The sequence below is a fragment of the Phytobacter palmae genome, assembly GCF_039409775.1.
In the GTDB taxonomy this organism is placed as follows: domain Bacteria; phylum Pseudomonadota; class Gammaproteobacteria; order Enterobacterales; family Enterobacteriaceae; genus Phytobacter; species Phytobacter palmae.
This window is the reverse complement of the sequence record NZ_JBCIVJ010000003.1, coordinates 193,371-208,972: the sequence shown is the minus strand read 5'-3', so window position 1 is coordinate 208,972 and position 15,602 is coordinate 193,371. Positions and strand designations below refer to the sequence as shown.

The following is a 15,602-nucleotide window of genomic DNA, read 5'->3' as shown; positions in this document are numbered from 1 at the left end:
AAATATGCGTTTTCTCTATACTGAAGGTTTGGCCTCATGACCGGAGGGGAATATGACCATACAGAAAGTCGCTATTGTGACCGCTGCGGATTCAGGTATTGGTAAAGCCTGCGCGCTAATGCTGGCGGAAAAAGGGTTCGATATTGGTATCACCTGGCACTCGGATGACAGCGGTGCGCGCGATACTGCGCAACAGGTGGAGGCGCTCGGCAGACAGGCGCGTACCATCCAGCTCGATTTAAGCCATCTGCCTGACGGCGCCCAGGCCATCGGGACGCTGATTAACGAGTTTGGGCGAGTTGATGCTCTCATAAATAATGCCGGAGCGATGACCAAAGCACCGTTTTTGGATGTCAGTCTGGAAGAGTGGCGGAAGATTTTTACTGTGGATGTCGAAGGGGCGCTGTTATGTTCACAAATTGCCGCGCGTCATATGGTGAAGCAGGGGGAGGGGGGACGTATTGTGAATATCACCTCTGTGCATGAACACACGCCTTTGCCCGATGCCTGCGCCTATACGGCAGCGAAACATGCCCTGGGCGGATTAACCAAATCCATGGCGCTGGAACTTGTTAGTTACAACATACTTGTTAATGCGGTCGCGCCCGGTGCGATTGCGACGCCAATGAATAACATGAGCGATGATGATGCCAAACCGGGCTCTATGCCCATCATTCCTCTGGCAAGGCCCGGTAAAACGCAGGAGATCGCAAGTCTGGTGGCCTGGCTCTGTTCTGAGGATGCCAGCTATACCACCGGGCAGTCGTTCATTGTCGACGGCGGCTTTATGCTGGCGAATCCGCAGTTTAACGCCAGCCATCATTAACTAGTCTGACGGTGGGGTGCGGCGTTTTTTTTGCCGATGCCGCAGCCACCAGCGCACGGAAAAGACCACTACCACGGCCAGCACCAGCCAAATCAGCTTTTTGAGGTGGTGGTCAAATTGATGCAGCCATGGCCCGATAACTTCCCCACCCAGATAACCTAATGTCGAGAAAATTAACGCCCAGACGACGGCGCCAAAAATATTCAGGGGCAGGAAGATTTTCGGGGGCAGATGGCTGGCACCAATGAGTAGCGGCCCAATAATACGAAAGCCGTACATGAAACGCGTACCGATGACAAACAACCACGGGCGGCGATTGATCATGCGTTGCGCCTGATGAATTTTGTCCTGGTGGCGGGAAAAACGTTGCAGGATCTTCATGCCATATCGGCGCCCCAGCAAATAGAGCAACTGGTCTCCAGTCATCCCACCCAACGCAACGGCCATAACCACCAGCGGAAACTTAAGCAGTCCCTGATGCGCGGCAACGCCACCCAGCAGGGTGATAGTTTCCCCCTCAGCGATACTACCAACAACCAGCGCGGCATAGCCGTACTGACTGATAAGATGATTCATATCCATAGGTCCAACAATTCTCCCGTTAAACCCCATAAGCATACACCCTATGAATTGAATGCGCAGATAACCGTGGTTTCGCTATTCCCGATGTCGCTACGTATTTTTTGAGCTGAACACAAAATAACCAGCAGAGTGACTTATACTTAGAGTGTCTGTATTCGGGCATTCAGCAAGGGGGCGTTATGAACCATGTCTGGGGACTTTTTTCCCATCCCGATCGTGAAATGCAGGTCATAAAGGGTGAAAACGAAACCGTTTCGCATCACTACACCCACCATGTACTTATCATGGCGGCGATACCCGTTATCTGTGCTTTTATCGGCACGACTCAAATAGGCTGGAATTTTGGCGAAGAGAGCGTGGTTCAGTTGAACTGGTTTACCGCGTTTTATCTGGCCGTTATCTTCTATGCGTTGATGCTCGCCGGTGTGGCGGTAATGGGCCGTGTCATCTGGTGGATGGCAAGAAGCTACCCGCAGCGTCCCTCTCTGGCGCGCTGTATGGTGTTCGCCGGCTATGTCGCAACGCCGCTCTTTTTAAGCGGTATTGTGGCGCTTTATCCACTGGTCTGGCTGTGCGCGCTGGTGGGTACCGTAGCACTCTTCTATACCGGTTATCTGCTCTATGTGGGAATACCTACCTTCCTCAATATCAACAGAGAGGAGGGGTTGAGTTTTTCCAGCTCAACACTGGCAATTGGGGTGCTGGTACTTGAAGTACTGCTGGCGCTTACGGTCATTCTTTGGGGTTACGGCTACCGTCTGTTCTAATCGCGTTGCGTTGCTGGTTGAAGTACCAGCAACGCAATCTTCTGCAATGAATCTTGTGTGGCGACATGCGGGCGTGGCGGCTATTATGCCAGGGCCAGCTTCTGTTATTCATTTCCTAAACAGATGCGGTGTGCGTAATCACGTGCATGAATAATCATCAGAAGTCACACCATGCTGAAAATCCGAGTTTCTTTATTAAGCCTCGCGCTTATGTTTGCCGTGCCCGTCGCACCGCAGGCGCTGGCAAAAACTGCTGCGGCAACGGCGTCCGCACAACCTGAAATCGCCTCCGGTAGCGCGATGATTGTCGATTTACAAACCAATCAGGTTATCTATTCCAGCCACCCTGATCTGGTGCGTCCTATCGCCTCTATCACTAAGCTGATGACGGCGATGGTGGTGCTTGATGCCCATCTGCCGCTGGATGAAAAAATAAAAGTGGATATCAGCCATACGCCGGAAATGAAAGGGATCTACTCCCGCGTACGCCTGAACAGTGAAATCAGTCGCAAAGATATGCTGCTGCTGGCGCTGATGTCCTCAGAAAACCGTGCGGCGGCAAGCCTTGCCCACCATTATCCAGGCGGATATGACGCGTTTATTCGTGCGATGAATGCGAAAGCGAAGGCGCTGGGCATGACTCATACCCGTTATGTTGAACCTACGGGCTTATCTACCAGCAACGTTTCCACGGCGAGCGACCTGATTAAACTGCTGATGGCCACGAAACAGTATCCGCTGCTGGGCCAGTTGAGCACTACGCGGGAAGATATGGCGACGTTCAGTAATCCGGCGTATACGCTGCCGTTTCGTAATACCAACCATCTTGTGTATCGCGATAACTGGAATATTCAACTGACCAAAACCGGTTTTACCAATGCGGCCGGTCACTGCCTGGTGATGCGCACCGTCATTAACAATAAGCCGGTGGCACTGGTGGTCATGGATGCTTTCGGGAAGTATACCCACTTTGCGGATGCCAGCCGTTTACGGACCTGGATTGAAACCGGGAAAGCGCAACCTGTACCTGCTTCTGCATTAAGCTACAAACGTCAGAAAGCGGCGCAGATGGTAGAAAACCATGGCGCGCAAACCGCGCAAAACGACTAATTATTCCGGCAGCGTCCAGTCCCCATCGTTGAGTGGGCGCTGCATTATAACCGTATCCCGCCAGTCACCTTTCTTGTAGCCCACGCTACGTAGCTGCCCGACAATTTCGAAGCCGTGTTTTTTATGTAAGCGCAGCGATCCGGCATTATTTTGCCCATCGCCAATCACCGCGATCATTTGCCGCCACGGTCCTTCTTCACAGCGCGCAATCAACGCATCCATCAGCATGCTGCCAATACCACGTCCGGTCATACTGGCGTCAACGTAGATAGACTCTTCCAGGGTGTAGCGGTAGGCCTGGCGCGGACGATAAGGGCTCGCATAGCAATACCCCACCACGATGCCGTGATAGAGCGCTACCATCCAGGGAAGCCCGTCACTGGCGATTTTGTGCATACGCTGGCGCATTTCGTCGATAGTGGGCGGCACTTCTTCGAAAGAGGCGCGGCCATGTAGCACATGCCAGGCATAGAGAGATGAGATCGCATGAACATCATCGACAGTGGCATCACGCACCACGAGTGCGTTTTCGGACAGGACATCAACGGCAGACATGATGGAGTGACTCCTCAATGTAGCAGGCCAGAGAAACGTTTCTCTGGCCTGCTACTTTAGTACGAATGAAGAGCACAATACAGCCTGGCTTAAACATATCTCTCAGTTAGACAATGACGAAGTACTGAGTCAATAGCTTATTGCCAGTTTTTTCTCTTGCTTGTTTTCCCAATGCCAGGGTTCATGCTGTTAGTTGGGTCGTTTTCCAGGTAAAAACTTTTAAATGCGCGGGCGCTTCATACAGATGTCCAACGTTGTGTTCAGCAGGATATTGCGCGCCGCGCTGGCGCAATAATTCAAGCATCTGTTCTTTAAGCGCGTGTGTATCAACGCCTTTCTTCACAATATAATCCTGATGGAAAACATGGCAGAAGAAATGGCCGTAATAGAGCTTCCAGGTCAACTGACTGTCGATCTCCGGCGGCAGGTGTTCGAACCAGTCGTTGTCATTGCGGCGCAGGGCAATATCCAGAGCCAGAATATCTTCAACTTCATCAGCATGTACCGCCTGATAGCGAATCGCGGCCCCCGCTGCGGCGAAACGGTGAAGGAAAGCTTTATTCCCTTCCTCTGTGGTACAGGCGAAGAACCCGCCTTCTGCCGTCTTAAAATATTCCGCCAGCCAGCGTTGTGCCTCGGCGATACCGTCCCCCGACATTTTCAAAAGCAGATGGTGTTCATATTTATCCCGCCAGCTTTTCATTCTTGGCGGCAGGTGAGAGGGGAACAGATGCCCCAGCTTTTGCATTGCCCGGTCGGTAAAGTGTGGCTTGAATACAGAAGCTTTTGCCAGCAGGGCATCGGTGCGGCCTTTCAGGGTAAAAAAGAAGGGCATTTTGTCGGTGCCGAGTTTGTCGATCATCAGAAACGTATCTTTACCGTAGCGCTCAGCGATATCGTAAATATCGCGATGCATATATTCTCCCGCCACCGGCAGGTGGGTGAACTCGCTAAGAATATGGCGGCGAAGCGCGCTCAGTACCTCCGGCTGGTTTGTACCGATATAAAACACCTGCTGACGCGTTGGGGCGATGAAGGTGTCCAGTCGTACGGCGAAAACCGCCAGTTTCCCGGCACAGCCGGAGGATTCAAACAGACGGTCCGGGTCGGCGTTGTAACGTGCCGGCGTATCCGCATCCACATCGCGCACGCGGGTGACATAATCCAGATCGTGCCCGTGACGTCCGTCGTGGCGCACATCGGCATCGGTCACCCGTTCGTCATCCAGTTTGCTTAAAATTTGCTCCGGCGTGTTGCCAAGATCAATGCCTAAGTGATTGACTAACTGTAATTTTCCCGTTTCGTCAATCCGCGCATACAGGGACATTTCGGTGTATGCCGGACCGCGCTGCACCAGCGCGCCGCCGGAGTTATTGCAAATCCCGCCGATGACCGATGCCCCGATACAGGATGAACCGATGACCGAATGCGGCTCCCGGCCAAGCGGTTTTAACGCTTTTTCCAGCGAATAAAGGGTTGTGCCCGGGTAAGCCAGCACCTGCGCGCCGTTATCGATCAGATGCAGTTTATCGAGCCGCAAAGTGCTGATGATAATAATGTCGCGGTCATAGTCGTTACCGTTTGGCGTTGAACCTTCGGTCAGGCCAGTGTTAGCCGCCTGCATCAGAATGATTTTATCGGCGCTCACGCAGGCGCTAAGTACACGCCATAATTCAAGCAGTGTGCCGGGAAAGACGACGGCAAGCGCATCACCCTGCCCGGAACGAAAACCCTTACGGTAGCGTGCAGTTTTGGCCGGGTCGGTCAGGACATGTGAAGCGCCTGCGAGGCGTTCGAGTTCACGGATAAAAGCGACATGGCGTTGGGAAGTTGTAGAAGACATTTTCCTCTCCCTGGTGGTGAAACAGCATTCTCGCTTTAAAGCATAGTGTCTGAAAGTGAGGAATTCTCAGAAAAATCAGAGAATAACTCTGCAAGCCAGACTACGATTATGGCACACTGCGTTTTTTTCATGGTCAGGCCCGTGAGCGGCTGTATAAACGAGAGAGTGAACGACATGAAATGGCTATGTTCGGTAGGTGTCGCCGTAAGCCTTGCGCTGCAACCGGTGATGGCGGAAGAGATGTTTGGTAACCATCCTCTGACGCCGCAAGCAAGGGATGCGTTTGTCACTGAATTACTAAAAAAAATGACGGTGGATGAAAAAATTGGCCAACTGCGACTGATTAGCGTCGGGCCGGACAATCCGAAAGAAGCCATCCGTGACATGATTGCCAAAAACCAGGTCGGCGCCATCTTTAATACCGTGACCCGCCCGGATATCCGCGCTATGCAGGATCAGGTCATGCAGCTTAGCCGCCTGAAAATTCCCCTGTTTTTTGCCTACGATGTGGTCCATGGTCAGCGGACCGTCTTCCCGATTAGCCTGGGGCTGGCCTCCAGTTTCAATCTTGATGCAGTAAAAACTGTCGGACGCGTTTCCGCGTACGAAGCGGCGGATGATGGCCTGAACATGACCTGGGCGCCGATGGTGGATGTTTCCCGCGACCCGCGCTGGGGACGTGGCTCCGAAGGCTTTGGCGAAGATACCTACCTCACCACGGAAATGGGCCGCGCGATGGTGAAATCCATGCAGGGCAAAAGCCCGGCGGATCGCTATTCGGTCATGACCAGCGTCAAGCACTTCGCCGCTTATGGCGCAGTTGAAGGGGGCAAAGAATATAACACCGTGGATATGAGCCCGCAGCGTCTGTTCAACGACTATATGCCGCCGTACAAAGCCGGGCTGGATGCAGGCAGCGGTGCGGTAATGGTGGCGCTGAACTCCCTCAACGGTACGCCGGCAACCTCCGATTCCTGGCTGCTTAAAGATGTTCTGCGCGATGAGTGGGGCTTTAAAGGCATCACCGTTTCTGACCATGGCGCAATCAAAGAGTTGATCAAACACGGCGTGGCCGCCGACCCTGAAGATGCGGTACGCGTGGCGCTCAAAGCCGGTATCAACATGAGCATGAGCGACGAATACTACAGCAAGTACCTGCCGGGGCTTATCAAATCCGGTAAGGTCACTATGGCGGAACTCGACGATGCGACCCGCCACGTGCTGAACGTGAAATATGACATGGGACTGTTCAACGACCCATACAGTCACCTGGGGCCGAAAGATTCCGATCCGAAAGATACCAATGCGGAAAGCCGTCTGCATCGCAAAGAAGCACGGGAAGTGGCGCGCGAAAGTCTGGTCCTGCTGAAAAACCGTCTCGACACGCTGCCGCTGAAAAAAGATGCGACTATTGCGGTGGTCGGTGCGCTGGCGGATAGCAAGCGTGACATGATGGGAAGCTGGTCAGCCGCTGGCGTGGCGGGGCAATCCGTGACCGTGCTGACGGGGATTCGCAACGCAGTGGGGCCGAAAGGTACTGTTCTGTATGCGCGTGGTTCGAATATCACCGACGATAAAGGCATTGTCGATTTCCTCAATTTGTATGAGCCAGCCGTAGTGCAGGACAAACGCAGCCCGCAGGAGATGATTGATGAAGCCGTTACAGCGGCGAAGAAATCTGATGTCGTCGTGGCAGTCGTCGGTGAGGCTCAGGGGATGGCGCATGAAGCGTCAAGCCGTACGGATCTGACCATCCCGCAAAGCCAGCGTGACCTGATTGCCGCGCTGAAAGCGACGGGTAAACCCCTGGTGCTGGTGCTGATGAATGGCCGTCCCCTGGCGCTGGTGAAAGAGGATCAGCAGGCAGATGCCATTCTGGAGACCTGGTTTGCCGGTACTGAGGGTGGTAATGCCATTGCCGATGTACTGTTTGGTGATTACAACCCGTCCGGCAAGCTGCCAATGTCCTTCCCGCGTTCTGTCGGGCAGATCCCGGTCTACTACAGCCACCTGAACACAGGGCGTCCGTATAATGCCGATAAACCGAACAAGTACACGTCACGCTACTTCGACGAGGCCAATGGTCCGCTTTATCCGTTTGGCTACGGCCTGAGCTACACCACGTTTACCGTCTCCGATGTGAAAATGTCGGCGCCGACGATGACCCGCGACGGCAAAGTGACGGCCAGTGTCGATGTCACTAACACCGGCAAACGCGACGGTGCAACGGTTGTTCAGATGTACCTGCAGGATGTGACGGCTTCCATGAGTCGCCCGGTTGAGCAATTGCGCGGCTTCGAAAAAGTGGATCTCAAAGCCGGTGAAACCAGAACTGTCAGCTTCCCGATAGATATCGAGGCGCTTAAATTCTGGAATCAACGTATGAAATACGATGCAGAGCCTGGCAAATTCAATGTCTTTATCGGTCTGGATTCAGCCCGGGTGAAACAGGGCGAATTTACCCTCAAATAACCCCCCCAAAGGCCGCTTTTTAGCGGCCTTTCATCTTTAAACCCTTCGCGTTATAACCGCTTCGTCTAATCAGAAACATCAAAATCTGAATGACTGATTTATTCCAGGCTAATTCTCAACTACGCTTTTTGCACAGCCAGAATTCCAGATACCACAAAAACAATGGGGAACGAGCATGAAATTACTTTCGCAATGGAGCGCAGCAGGGTTGTTGATGCTGGCCGCAGGCGCACAGGCGGCTGAGCCGGTTAAGGTGGGCTCCAAGATTGATACCGAAGGCGCTCTGCTGGGCAATATCATTTTGCAGGTACTGGAAAGCCATGGCGTGAAAACCGTCAACAAAGTCCAGTTGGGTACCACCCCGGTGGTGCGCGGTGCGATAACCTCAGGTGAACTGGATATCTACCCGGAATATACCGGCAATGGCGCGTTTTTCTTTAAAGAAGAGAACGATCCGGCGTGGAAGAATGCGCAACAAGGCTATGACAAAGTCAAAAAGCTTGATGCGCAGAAAAATAAACTGGTGTGGCTGACGCCTGCGCCTGCCAATAACACCTGGACTATCGCAGTACGCCAGGATGTTGCGCAGAAAAACAAGCTGGTCTCCCTTGAGGATCTCAGTCGCTATCTGAAAGAGGGCGGTACTTTTAAACTTGCAGCTTCCGCCGAGTTTATCGAGCGCACCGATGCCTTGCCAGCCTTCGAAAAAGCCTACAACTTCAAGCTCAACCAGCAGCAGTTGCTGTCGCTGGCGGGGGGCGATACGGCCGTGACCATCAAAGCTGCCGCACAACAAACATCGGGTGTGAATGCAGCCATGGCTTACGGTACAGATGGACCGGTAGCAGCGCTGGGGCTACAAACGCTGACCGACCCGAAAGGTGTTCAGCCGATTTATGCGCCTGCGCCGGTTGTACGCGAAGCAGTGCTGAAAGCCTATCCGCAACTGGATGAGTGGCTAAAGCCGGTATTTGCCAGCCTGGATGAAAAAACGCTGCAGAAACTGAATGCCAGTATTGCAGTGGAAGGTCTCGACGCCAAAAAAGTGGCCGCCGACTACCTGAAAGAAAAGGGACTGATTAAATAAACGTGGAGCTACGTTGTCATAACCGCGTGTTGTTGCTGCTGGTGTTACTGGCGCTGGCGGCAACGGCACTACCCTTCGTGAATTACGCCGCTAACCGCCTGGTCTCCGGGGAGAGTCGTGCAATCTGGCAGGTCTGGCCCGCATTTGCCGCCTGGGGACTGCTTTTCCCTGCGGGGCTCCTGTTTTTGAGCTTTCTTCCGGGGCGGCTTGCCAGTCTGGCTGCGCTACTGCTTAGCGAAGCGTCTTTTTGTGCTTTAGTCTGGTGCGCGGGCAGGGCGGCCAGCGATCTGGCGCAGTCAGGCAGTGCGCTCGCCCGTACCTCTCCTGGCAGTGGCTTATGGCTGTGGCTGGCGCTGTCGTTACTCGCCAGCAGTGATGCTATCCGGCGGCTAACCGTTAACCCGGTCTGGCGCTGGCTGTTGCATGCGCAAATCTGGCTTCTGCCCCTGTGGCTGCTGCTCAGTGGGCAACTGGACTCGCTCTCTTTGCTTAAGGAGTACGCCAATCGGCAGGATGTCTTTAACGATGCGCTGGCCCAACATCTGAAACTGTTGTTCGGCACGTTGCTCCCGGCGCTGGTGCTGGGGCTGGGGATCGGTCTGTGGTGTTATCGCCATCCCGCTCGCCAGCAACCCGTATTTGCCATACTGAATGTGATTCAGACCGTGCCTTCCGTTGCGCTTTTTGGCCTGTTGATCGCGCCGCTGGCGGGTCTGGTGGCGCATTTTCCCTGGCTGGGATCGCTCGGCGTGGCGGGGACCGGAATCACACCTGCGCTGATTGCGCTGGTGCTTTATGCGTTGCTACCGCTGGTGCGTGGCGTGGTGGCAGGCTTAAATCAGGTACCGGTCGATGTACTGGAAAGCGCCAAAGGGATGGGCATGAGCGCCCGTCAGCGTTTTTTACATATCCGTCTGCCGCTGGCGTTACCCATTTTGCTACGTAGTCTGCGGGTGGTGACGGTACAAACTGTGGGCATGGCGGTGATTGCGGCACTGATTGGTGCAGGTGGCTTTGGCGCACTGGTGTTTCAGGGGCTTTTAAGTAGCGCACTGGATCTTGTGTTATTGGGTGTGATCCCGGTTATTACTCTCGCAGTGGTCGTGGACGCACTGTTTGCTCTGGGTATCGCGCTGCTGGAGGTAAAACAGCCATGATTGAATTCAGGCATGTCAGCAAATCTTTCGCCGGCCAACAGGCGGTCAGCGATCTGAATCTTGAATGTAAAACCGGCGCGTTTTCCGTGTTGATTGGTACATCAGGCTCCGGGAAGTCCACTACCCTGAAAATGATCAACCGGCTGGTGGAACACGATGAGGGCACCATCCAGTTTGCAGGTGAGGATATTCGGCGTCTGCCGGTACTCGAACTGCGTCGACGGATGGGCTACGCCATTCAGTCGATAGGCCTGTTCCCGCACTGGACGGTGGCGCACAATATCGCCACCGTGTTGCAATTGCAAAAATGGTCACGCGGGAAAATTGCCGCGCGGGTGGATGAACTGATGGCTTTACTGGGGCTGGATGAAAGTCTGCGCGACCGTTTTCCCCATCAGCTTTCCGGCGGACAGCAGCAGCGCGTTGGTGTGGCCCGCGCGCTTGCGGCTGACCCGGAGGTATTACTGATGGATGAACCTTTCGGCGCGCTGGACCCGGTCACGCGTGGTGCGCTCCAGCAGGAGATGATACGGATTCACCGTCTGCTGGGCCGTACCATTGTACTGGTCACTCACGACATCGATGAAGCGCTACAGCTGGCGGATCATCTGGTATTGATGGACAGTGGGGCGATTGTGCAGCAGGGGACACCGCTGGATATGCTGACGCGCCCGGCAACCCCGTTTGTCCGCGACTTTTTTGGCCGCAGCGAGCTGGGCGTTCGTTTGCTTTCGTTGCGCCATGTCAGCGCCTGGATGCGGGCGGGCGAAACGGTGGCGGGAGAACCACTGCGCGATGATATGACGTTACGCGAAGCCTTATCGCTGTTTGTCGCCCGCCAGAGTGAAGTGCTCCCGGTTGCCGATGCGCAAGGTGTGCCCTGCGGTACGCTGCATTTTCGCGACCTGCTCAGAACGGAGGTATTGAGTGAGACATCTGCGTGACCCGCTGCTCTGGCTTATCGTCGTGTTTGTCGCGTTGTTGGTGGCGATGCCATACAGCGGCGCACTCTTTGGTACGCTTTTTCCCCAGTTACCGCGACCGGTCTATCAGCAGGAAAGTTTTGTCACCCTGACACTCGCCCATTTCTGGCTGGTAGGGGTGTCGAGTCTGCTGGCGATCGTCATTGGGCTGGGGGCGGGGATTTTAGTAACGCGACCCTGGGGCCGTGAATTTCGCCCACTGGTGGAGACCATCGCCGCAGTAGGACAGACCTTTCCGCCTGTAGCCGTACTGGCCATTGCGGTACCGGTAATGGGATTTGGCCGCGAGCCTGCCATTATCGCGCTGATCCTCTACGGCGTATTGCCGATATTGCAGGGCACGCTGGCGGGCATTGCGGCCGTGCCGGAGAGCGTACACAGCGTGGCAAAAGGGATGGGAATGAGCAGTATGCAGCAACTTTTCAGAGTCGAACTGCCACTGGCCGCACCGGTCATTATCGCCGGTGTTCGCACTTCCGTTATCATTAACATCGGTACGGCGACCATTGCGTCAACGGTCGGCGCCAGCACGCTGGGTTCGCCGATCATCATCGGTTTGAGCGGGTTTAATACGGCTTATGTCGTGCAGGGGGCTGTTCTGGTTGCTCTGGCCGCGATTATTGTCGACAGAGGGTTCGAGCGTCTGGCCCGGTTATTCAGCCTGCACCGCCACGAACAATAAAGGAATAGCCTGCAAGCATCACGCCGCCGATGCCGCCGATCGCCATCAGCAGAAAAATCGCAATGACGGTAAGTTTGGACAGGTTCATTTTTCGCTCCTTTGTTAAGAAAAGTATTATACGAGGAAGCGGTGCTGTTAATGAACCATTAAATGCCAAGGGGAAAAATGGCATGTCCGCTTTGCTGCCATTCATGCATCTGTTTTTGCTGTGACGATGAAGGGGCCTCGCCGCACCATACCAGTAAGGTCTGCCCTTCAAACATCTCCGGGCGCAGATAACTCAACGAGTGCGCCAGCACGTCGACCCGCCAGCCCTGCTGGCTCGCCATCCACCCCTCCAGCCATAGCCGGGTCGTATCCTGCACATTCCAGCCGACAACCAGCGCGTCACGCCCGTTTTTCTTGCGTGCGGTATTCAGGCAGCCGCAAATATAGTTAATCAATACCCCGTCCAGCAGGCTGAGCATCACGGTGAGAGCGGGCTGCTGGGATTGCAGGCGGCGGCGAAGAGGGATAAACAGGCGCGTTATCAGGGTTTCTGCCGGGTAGTCGTGGCCGCGCTCTTTGATCCACAGACGCAGTCGTTGCAGGTTGCCGCTTTGCAGAATCTGCAATATCACTTCCTGCTGTGCGCGCCAGCCATTGCGTTCATTCTCAGGTTCATTATTGAGCAGGGTCTGTACTTTGCTGACCTGGACCCCGTTATCAATCCAGCGTTTTATCTCGCGGATTCGGTCGATGTCGGCGTCGGTAAACAACCGGTGACCGCCTTCCGTACGCTGCGGTTTGAACAATCCATAGCGTCGCTGCCATGCCCGCAAAGTCACGGGATTGATATCGCATAACATCGCCACTTCACCAATCGTGTAAAGCGCCATGATTTCACCTTTGCAAGAAATCCCCCACTTTAACTTTAGCCGTTCTTACTTAAACCAGGATGAATTGTTTGTTTAATGTTCTAAATGTGTCCCTTTCGTATCATTATGTGTTCAGGATTGTGATAATGAGCACGAATTAACATTTTTTTGGAACCCCTCAAAGAATCTCTTCGCGACTCCATGTAAGGTACGCGCTTTCAGTCAACGCGGTGCTGCGGGTATGTACGAATTTAATCTGGTGTTGCTGCTGCTCCAGCAAATGTGTGTGTTTTTGGTTATCGCCTGGCTGATGAGCAAAACACGTCTTTTTATTCCGCTGATGCAGGTCACGGTACGTCTGCCGCATAAACTGCTCTGCTACGTCACCTTTTCTATTTTCTGCATCATGGGTACCTACTTCGGTTTGCATATCGAAGATTCTATTGCCAATACGCGGGCAATTGGCGCGGTGATGGGCGGCCTGCTCGGTGGCCCGCTGGTTGGCGGGCTGGTGGGCTTAACCGGCGGATTACACCGTTATTCAATGGGCGGGATGACCGCGCTGAGCTGTATGATTTCCACTATTGTGGAAGGGCTGCTCGGCGGGCTGGTGCACAGTATTCTGATCAAGCGTGGCCGCCCGGATCAGGTTTTTAATCCGCTCACCGCCGGGGCCATTACCTGCGTAGCGGAATTGACGCAGATGCTGATCATCCTGCTTATCGCCCGACCTTATGAGAGCGCGCTGCATCTGGTACAAAGTATTGCGGCCCCGATGATGGTGACCAATACCGTAGGCGCGGCGCTGTTTATGCGTATTCTGCTCGACAAACGGGCCATGTTTGAAAAGTACACCTCGGCGTTTTCTGCCACTGCGCTCAAAGTCGCCGCATCCACCGAAGGGATCTTGCGCCAGGGTTTTAACGAAGAAAACAGCATGAAGGTCGCCCAGGTGCTCTATAAGGAGCTGGATATTGGCGCGGTGGCGATTACCGATCGCGAGAAGTTACTGGCGTTTACCGGTGCTGGGGACGACCATCATCTGCCTGGCAGGCCTATTTCGTCCGTCTGGACGCAAAAAGCCATCGAAAGTGGCGAAGTGGTGTATGCCGATGGTAATGAGGTACCGTACCGCTGCTCGCTGCATCCACAGTGCAAGCTGGGTTCAACGCTGGTGATCCCTCTGCGTGGGGAAAACCAGCGCGTTGTGGGCACCATCAAATTATATGAAGCGAAAAACCGGCTCTTTAGTTCCATTAACCGCACCCTGGGTGAGGGGATTGCACAGTTGCTGTCGGCACAAATTCTTGCCGGACAGTATGAACGGCAAAAGGCGCTACTGACCCAGTCGGAAATCAAATTACTGCATGCCCAGGTCAATCCTCACTTTCTCTTCAATGCGCTGAATACGCTGATGGCAGTGATTCGCCGTGACAGCGATCAGGCCGGTCTGCTGGTGCAATATCTGTCGACATTCTTTCGTAAAAACCTTAAGCGACCGTCGGAAATCGTCACCCTCGCCGATGAGCTTGAACATGTTAATGCGTATCTGCAAATTGAAAAGGCGCGTTTCCAGTCCCGGTTACAGGTACAACTGCACGTGCCGGATGCACTTTCGCATCTCCATTTGCCGGCGTTTACCCTGCAACCCATTGTTGAAAACGCCATCAAACATGGCACATCGCAACTGCTTGGAGTGGGGGAAATCACGATTAATGCCAGCCAGGACGGTGACCATCTGGTACTGGATATTGAAGATAATGCCGGGCTGTATCAACCCAAAACAGATGCCAGTGGTTTAGGGATGAGTCTTGTGGATAAGCGTCTACGGGCGCGTTTTGGCGATGGATGCGGGATTTCGGTTGCCTGTGAGCCGGATATCTTTACCCGAATTACCCTACGACTCCCGCTGGAGGAAAGCGCATGTTAAAAGTGCTGATTGTTGATGATGAACCATTGGCGCGGGAGAATCTGCGTATTTTACTGCAGGAAGAGAGCGACATTGAGATTGTGGGCGAATGCGCTAACGCCGTTGAGGGTATTGGCGCGGTGCATAAATTGCGCCCTGATGTGCTGTTTCTTGATATCCAGATGCCGCGCATTAGCGGGCTGGAGATGGTGGGGATGCTCGACCCGGAACATCGGCCGTATGTGGTTTTTCTTACTGCTTTCGACGAATACGCGGTGAAAGCGTTTGAAGAACACGCCTTTGACTATCTGCTCAAACCGATTGAGGCGCGCCGTCTGGAGAAAACCCTCACCCGGTTGCGTCAGGAGCGTAATGTGCAGGATGTGTCGGTGCTGCCGGAAAATCAGGCTTCGCTAAAATTTATTCCCTGTACCGGGCATAGCCGCATTTATCTGCTGCAAATGGATGAGGTTGCTTTTGTGAGTAGCCGCTTGAGCGGTGTCTATGTTACCAGCCACGACGGCAAAGAGGGGTTCACCGAGCTGACCCTGCGCACGCTGGAGAGCCGTACGCCGCTGCTGCGCTGTCACCGGCAATATCTGGTAAATATGGCGCATCTGAAAGAGATTCGTCTGGAAGATAATGGTCAGGCTGAATTGCTGTTGCGCGACGGACAAACCGTGCCGGTTAGCCGCCGTTATCTTAAGAACCTAAAAGAAGCGCTGGGGTTGTAGCTTTTGATGGTAGACTGCGCGCTTACGATGATTTTTTC

14 protein-coding genes and 1 pseudogene are annotated in these 15,602 nt (G+C 54.1%); 10 read left to right on the top strand and 5 right to left on the bottom strand.

Annotation, left to right across the window (positions count from 1 at the left end; translation table 11 throughout):
- Positions 1–52 precede the first annotated feature (52 nt).
- The gene (locus AAIG39_RS06190; RefSeq protein WP_343193420.1) at positions 53–826 is read left to right on the top strand and encodes an SDR family oxidoreductase; all 774 of its coding nucleotides are present in this window, start codon (positions 53–55) and stop codon (positions 824–826) included.
- On the opposite strand, the gene AAIG39_RS06185 is transcribed toward AAIG39_RS06190, so the two are convergent.
- Positions 827–1,408, bottom strand: coding sequence for a DedA family protein (locus tag AAIG39_RS06185; RefSeq protein ID WP_090085435.1), 582 nt, complete (start codon positions 1,406–1,408; stop codon positions 827–829).
- A gap of 179 nt (positions 1,409–1,587) precedes the next feature.
- Here AAIG39_RS06185 and AAIG39_RS06180 point away from each other — a divergent pair, with 179 nt between their 5' ends.
- Complete coding sequence (locus tag AAIG39_RS06180) at positions 1,588–2,175, top strand: Yip1 family protein (protein WP_090085437.1); 588 nt, start codon at positions 1,588–1,590, stop codon at positions 2,173–2,175.
- Positions 2,176–2,346: 171 nt separating this feature from the next.
- Positions 2,347–3,285: a D-alanyl-D-alanine endopeptidase gene (pbpG, locus tag AAIG39_RS06175; protein WP_090085439.1), complete on the top strand. Its 939-nt coding sequence runs from the start codon at positions 2,347–2,349 to the stop codon at positions 3,283–3,285.
- On the opposite strand, the gene AAIG39_RS06170 is transcribed toward pbpG, so the two are convergent.
- Both AAIG39_RS06170 and dld read right to left on the bottom strand, forming a co-directional pair.
- Positions 3,286–3,840, bottom strand: a complete 555-nt coding sequence (locus AAIG39_RS06170; protein WP_090085441.1) for a GNAT family N-acetyltransferase — start codon at positions 3,838–3,840, stop codon at positions 3,286–3,288.
- Positions 3,841–3,977: 137 nt separating this feature from the next.
- A pseudogene (dld, locus tag AAIG39_RS06165) lies at positions 3,978–5,683 on the bottom strand (D-lactate dehydrogenase).
- 174 nt (positions 5,684–5,857) lie between these two features.
- Between dld and bglX the strand changes: the two are divergent.
- From bglX to AAIG39_RS06140, 5 genes are all read left to right on the top strand, one after another.
- Positions 5,858–8,155 carry a beta-glucosidase BglX gene (gene bglX, locus AAIG39_RS06160; protein ID WP_249569172.1) on the top strand — a complete coding sequence of 766 codons (2,298 nt, stop codon included), beginning with the start codon at positions 5,858–5,860 and terminating at the stop codon, positions 8,153–8,155.
- A gap of 175 nt (positions 8,156–8,330) precedes the next feature.
- The gene (osmF, locus tag AAIG39_RS06155; RefSeq protein ID WP_090085446.1) at positions 8,331–9,242 is read left to right on the top strand and encodes a glycine betaine ABC transporter substrate-binding protein OsmF; all 912 of its coding nucleotides are present in this window, start codon (positions 8,331–8,333) and stop codon (positions 9,240–9,242) included.
- Between the two features lie 2 nt (positions 9,243–9,244).
- Positions 9,245–10,399 (top strand): ABC transporter permease, encoded by a 1,155-nt coding sequence (locus AAIG39_RS06150; protein ID WP_343193419.1) that lies wholly within the window; start codon positions 9,245–9,247, stop codon positions 10,397–10,399.
- Entirely contained in the window at positions 10,396–11,343 is a 948-nt protein-coding gene (locus AAIG39_RS06145; protein WP_343193418.1) for an ABC transporter ATP-binding protein, read from the top strand. Before AAIG39_RS06150 ends, AAIG39_RS06145 begins: the two co-directional genes overlap by 4 nt.
- Entirely contained in the window at positions 11,327–12,064 is a 738-nt protein-coding gene (locus AAIG39_RS06140; protein WP_090085451.1) for an ABC transporter permease, read from the top strand. The genes AAIG39_RS06145 and AAIG39_RS06140 overlap by 17 nt, the downstream gene beginning before the upstream one ends.
- Here the strand turns inward: AAIG39_RS06140 and AAIG39_RS06135 are convergent.
- Together AAIG39_RS06135 and mlrA are read right to left on the bottom strand one after the other, a co-directional pair.
- Complete coding sequence (locus tag AAIG39_RS06135) at positions 12,039–12,152, bottom strand: protein YohO (protein ID WP_075203650.1); 114 nt, start codon at positions 12,150–12,152, stop codon at positions 12,039–12,041. The genes AAIG39_RS06140 and AAIG39_RS06135 overlap by 26 nt on opposite strands.
- Before the next feature lie 58 nt (positions 12,153–12,210).
- Positions 12,211–12,942, bottom strand: coding sequence for an HTH-type transcriptional regulator MlrA (mlrA, locus tag AAIG39_RS06130; protein WP_090085453.1), 732 nt, complete (start codon positions 12,940–12,942; stop codon positions 12,211–12,213).
- Between the two features lie 220 nt (positions 12,943–13,162).
- On the opposite strand from mlrA, the gene AAIG39_RS06125 reads away from it, so the two are divergent.
- Positions 13,163–14,851: a sensor histidine kinase gene (locus tag AAIG39_RS06125; protein ID WP_090085455.1), complete on the top strand. Its 1,689-nt coding sequence runs from the start codon at positions 13,163–13,165 to the stop codon at positions 14,849–14,851.
- Positions 14,845–15,564, top strand: a complete 720-nt coding sequence (btsR, locus tag AAIG39_RS06120; RefSeq protein ID WP_090085457.1) for a two-component system response regulator BtsR — start codon at positions 14,845–14,847, stop codon at positions 15,562–15,564. The genes AAIG39_RS06125 and btsR overlap by 7 nt, the downstream gene beginning before the upstream one ends.
- Positions 15,565–15,602: the final 38 nt, after the last annotated feature.

Coding starts and splice junctions, on each gene's coding strand:
- AAIG39_RS06145 (WP_343193418.1), top strand. CDS start 10,396: ATGATTGAATTCAGGCATGTCAGCAAATCTTTCGCCGGCCAACAGGCG.
- AAIG39_RS06170 (WP_090085441.1), bottom strand. CDS start 3,840: ATGTCTGCCGTTGATGTCCTGTCCGAAAACGCACTCGTGGTGCGTGAT.
- btsR (WP_090085457.1), top strand. CDS start 14,845: ATGTTAAAAGTGCTGATTGTTGATGATGAACCATTGGCGCGGGAGAAT.
- osmF (WP_090085446.1), top strand. CDS start 8,331: ATGAAATTACTTTCGCAATGGAGCGCAGCAGGGTTGTTGATGCTGGCC.
- AAIG39_RS06135 (WP_075203650.1), bottom strand. CDS start 12,152: ATGAACCTGTCCAAACTTACCGTCATTGCGATTTTTCTGCTGATGGCG.
- AAIG39_RS06190 (WP_343193420.1), top strand. CDS start 53: ATGACCATACAGAAAGTCGCTATTGTGACCGCTGCGGATTCAGGTATT.
- bglX (WP_249569172.1), top strand. CDS start 5,858: ATGAAATGGCTATGTTCGGTAGGTGTCGCCGTAAGCCTTGCGCTGCAA.
- AAIG39_RS06125 (WP_090085455.1), top strand. CDS start 13,163: ATGTACGAATTTAATCTGGTGTTGCTGCTGCTCCAGCAAATGTGTGTG.
- mlrA (WP_090085453.1), bottom strand. CDS start 12,942: ATGGCGCTTTACACGATTGGTGAAGTGGCGATGTTATGCGATATCAAT.
- AAIG39_RS06185 (WP_090085435.1), bottom strand. CDS start 1,408: ATGGATATGAATCATCTTATCAGTCAGTACGGCTATGCCGCGCTGGTT.
- AAIG39_RS06180 (WP_090085437.1), top strand. CDS start 1,588: ATGAACCATGTCTGGGGACTTTTTTCCCATCCCGATCGTGAAATGCAG.
- pbpG (WP_090085439.1), top strand. CDS start 2,347: ATGCTGAAAATCCGAGTTTCTTTATTAAGCCTCGCGCTTATGTTTGCC.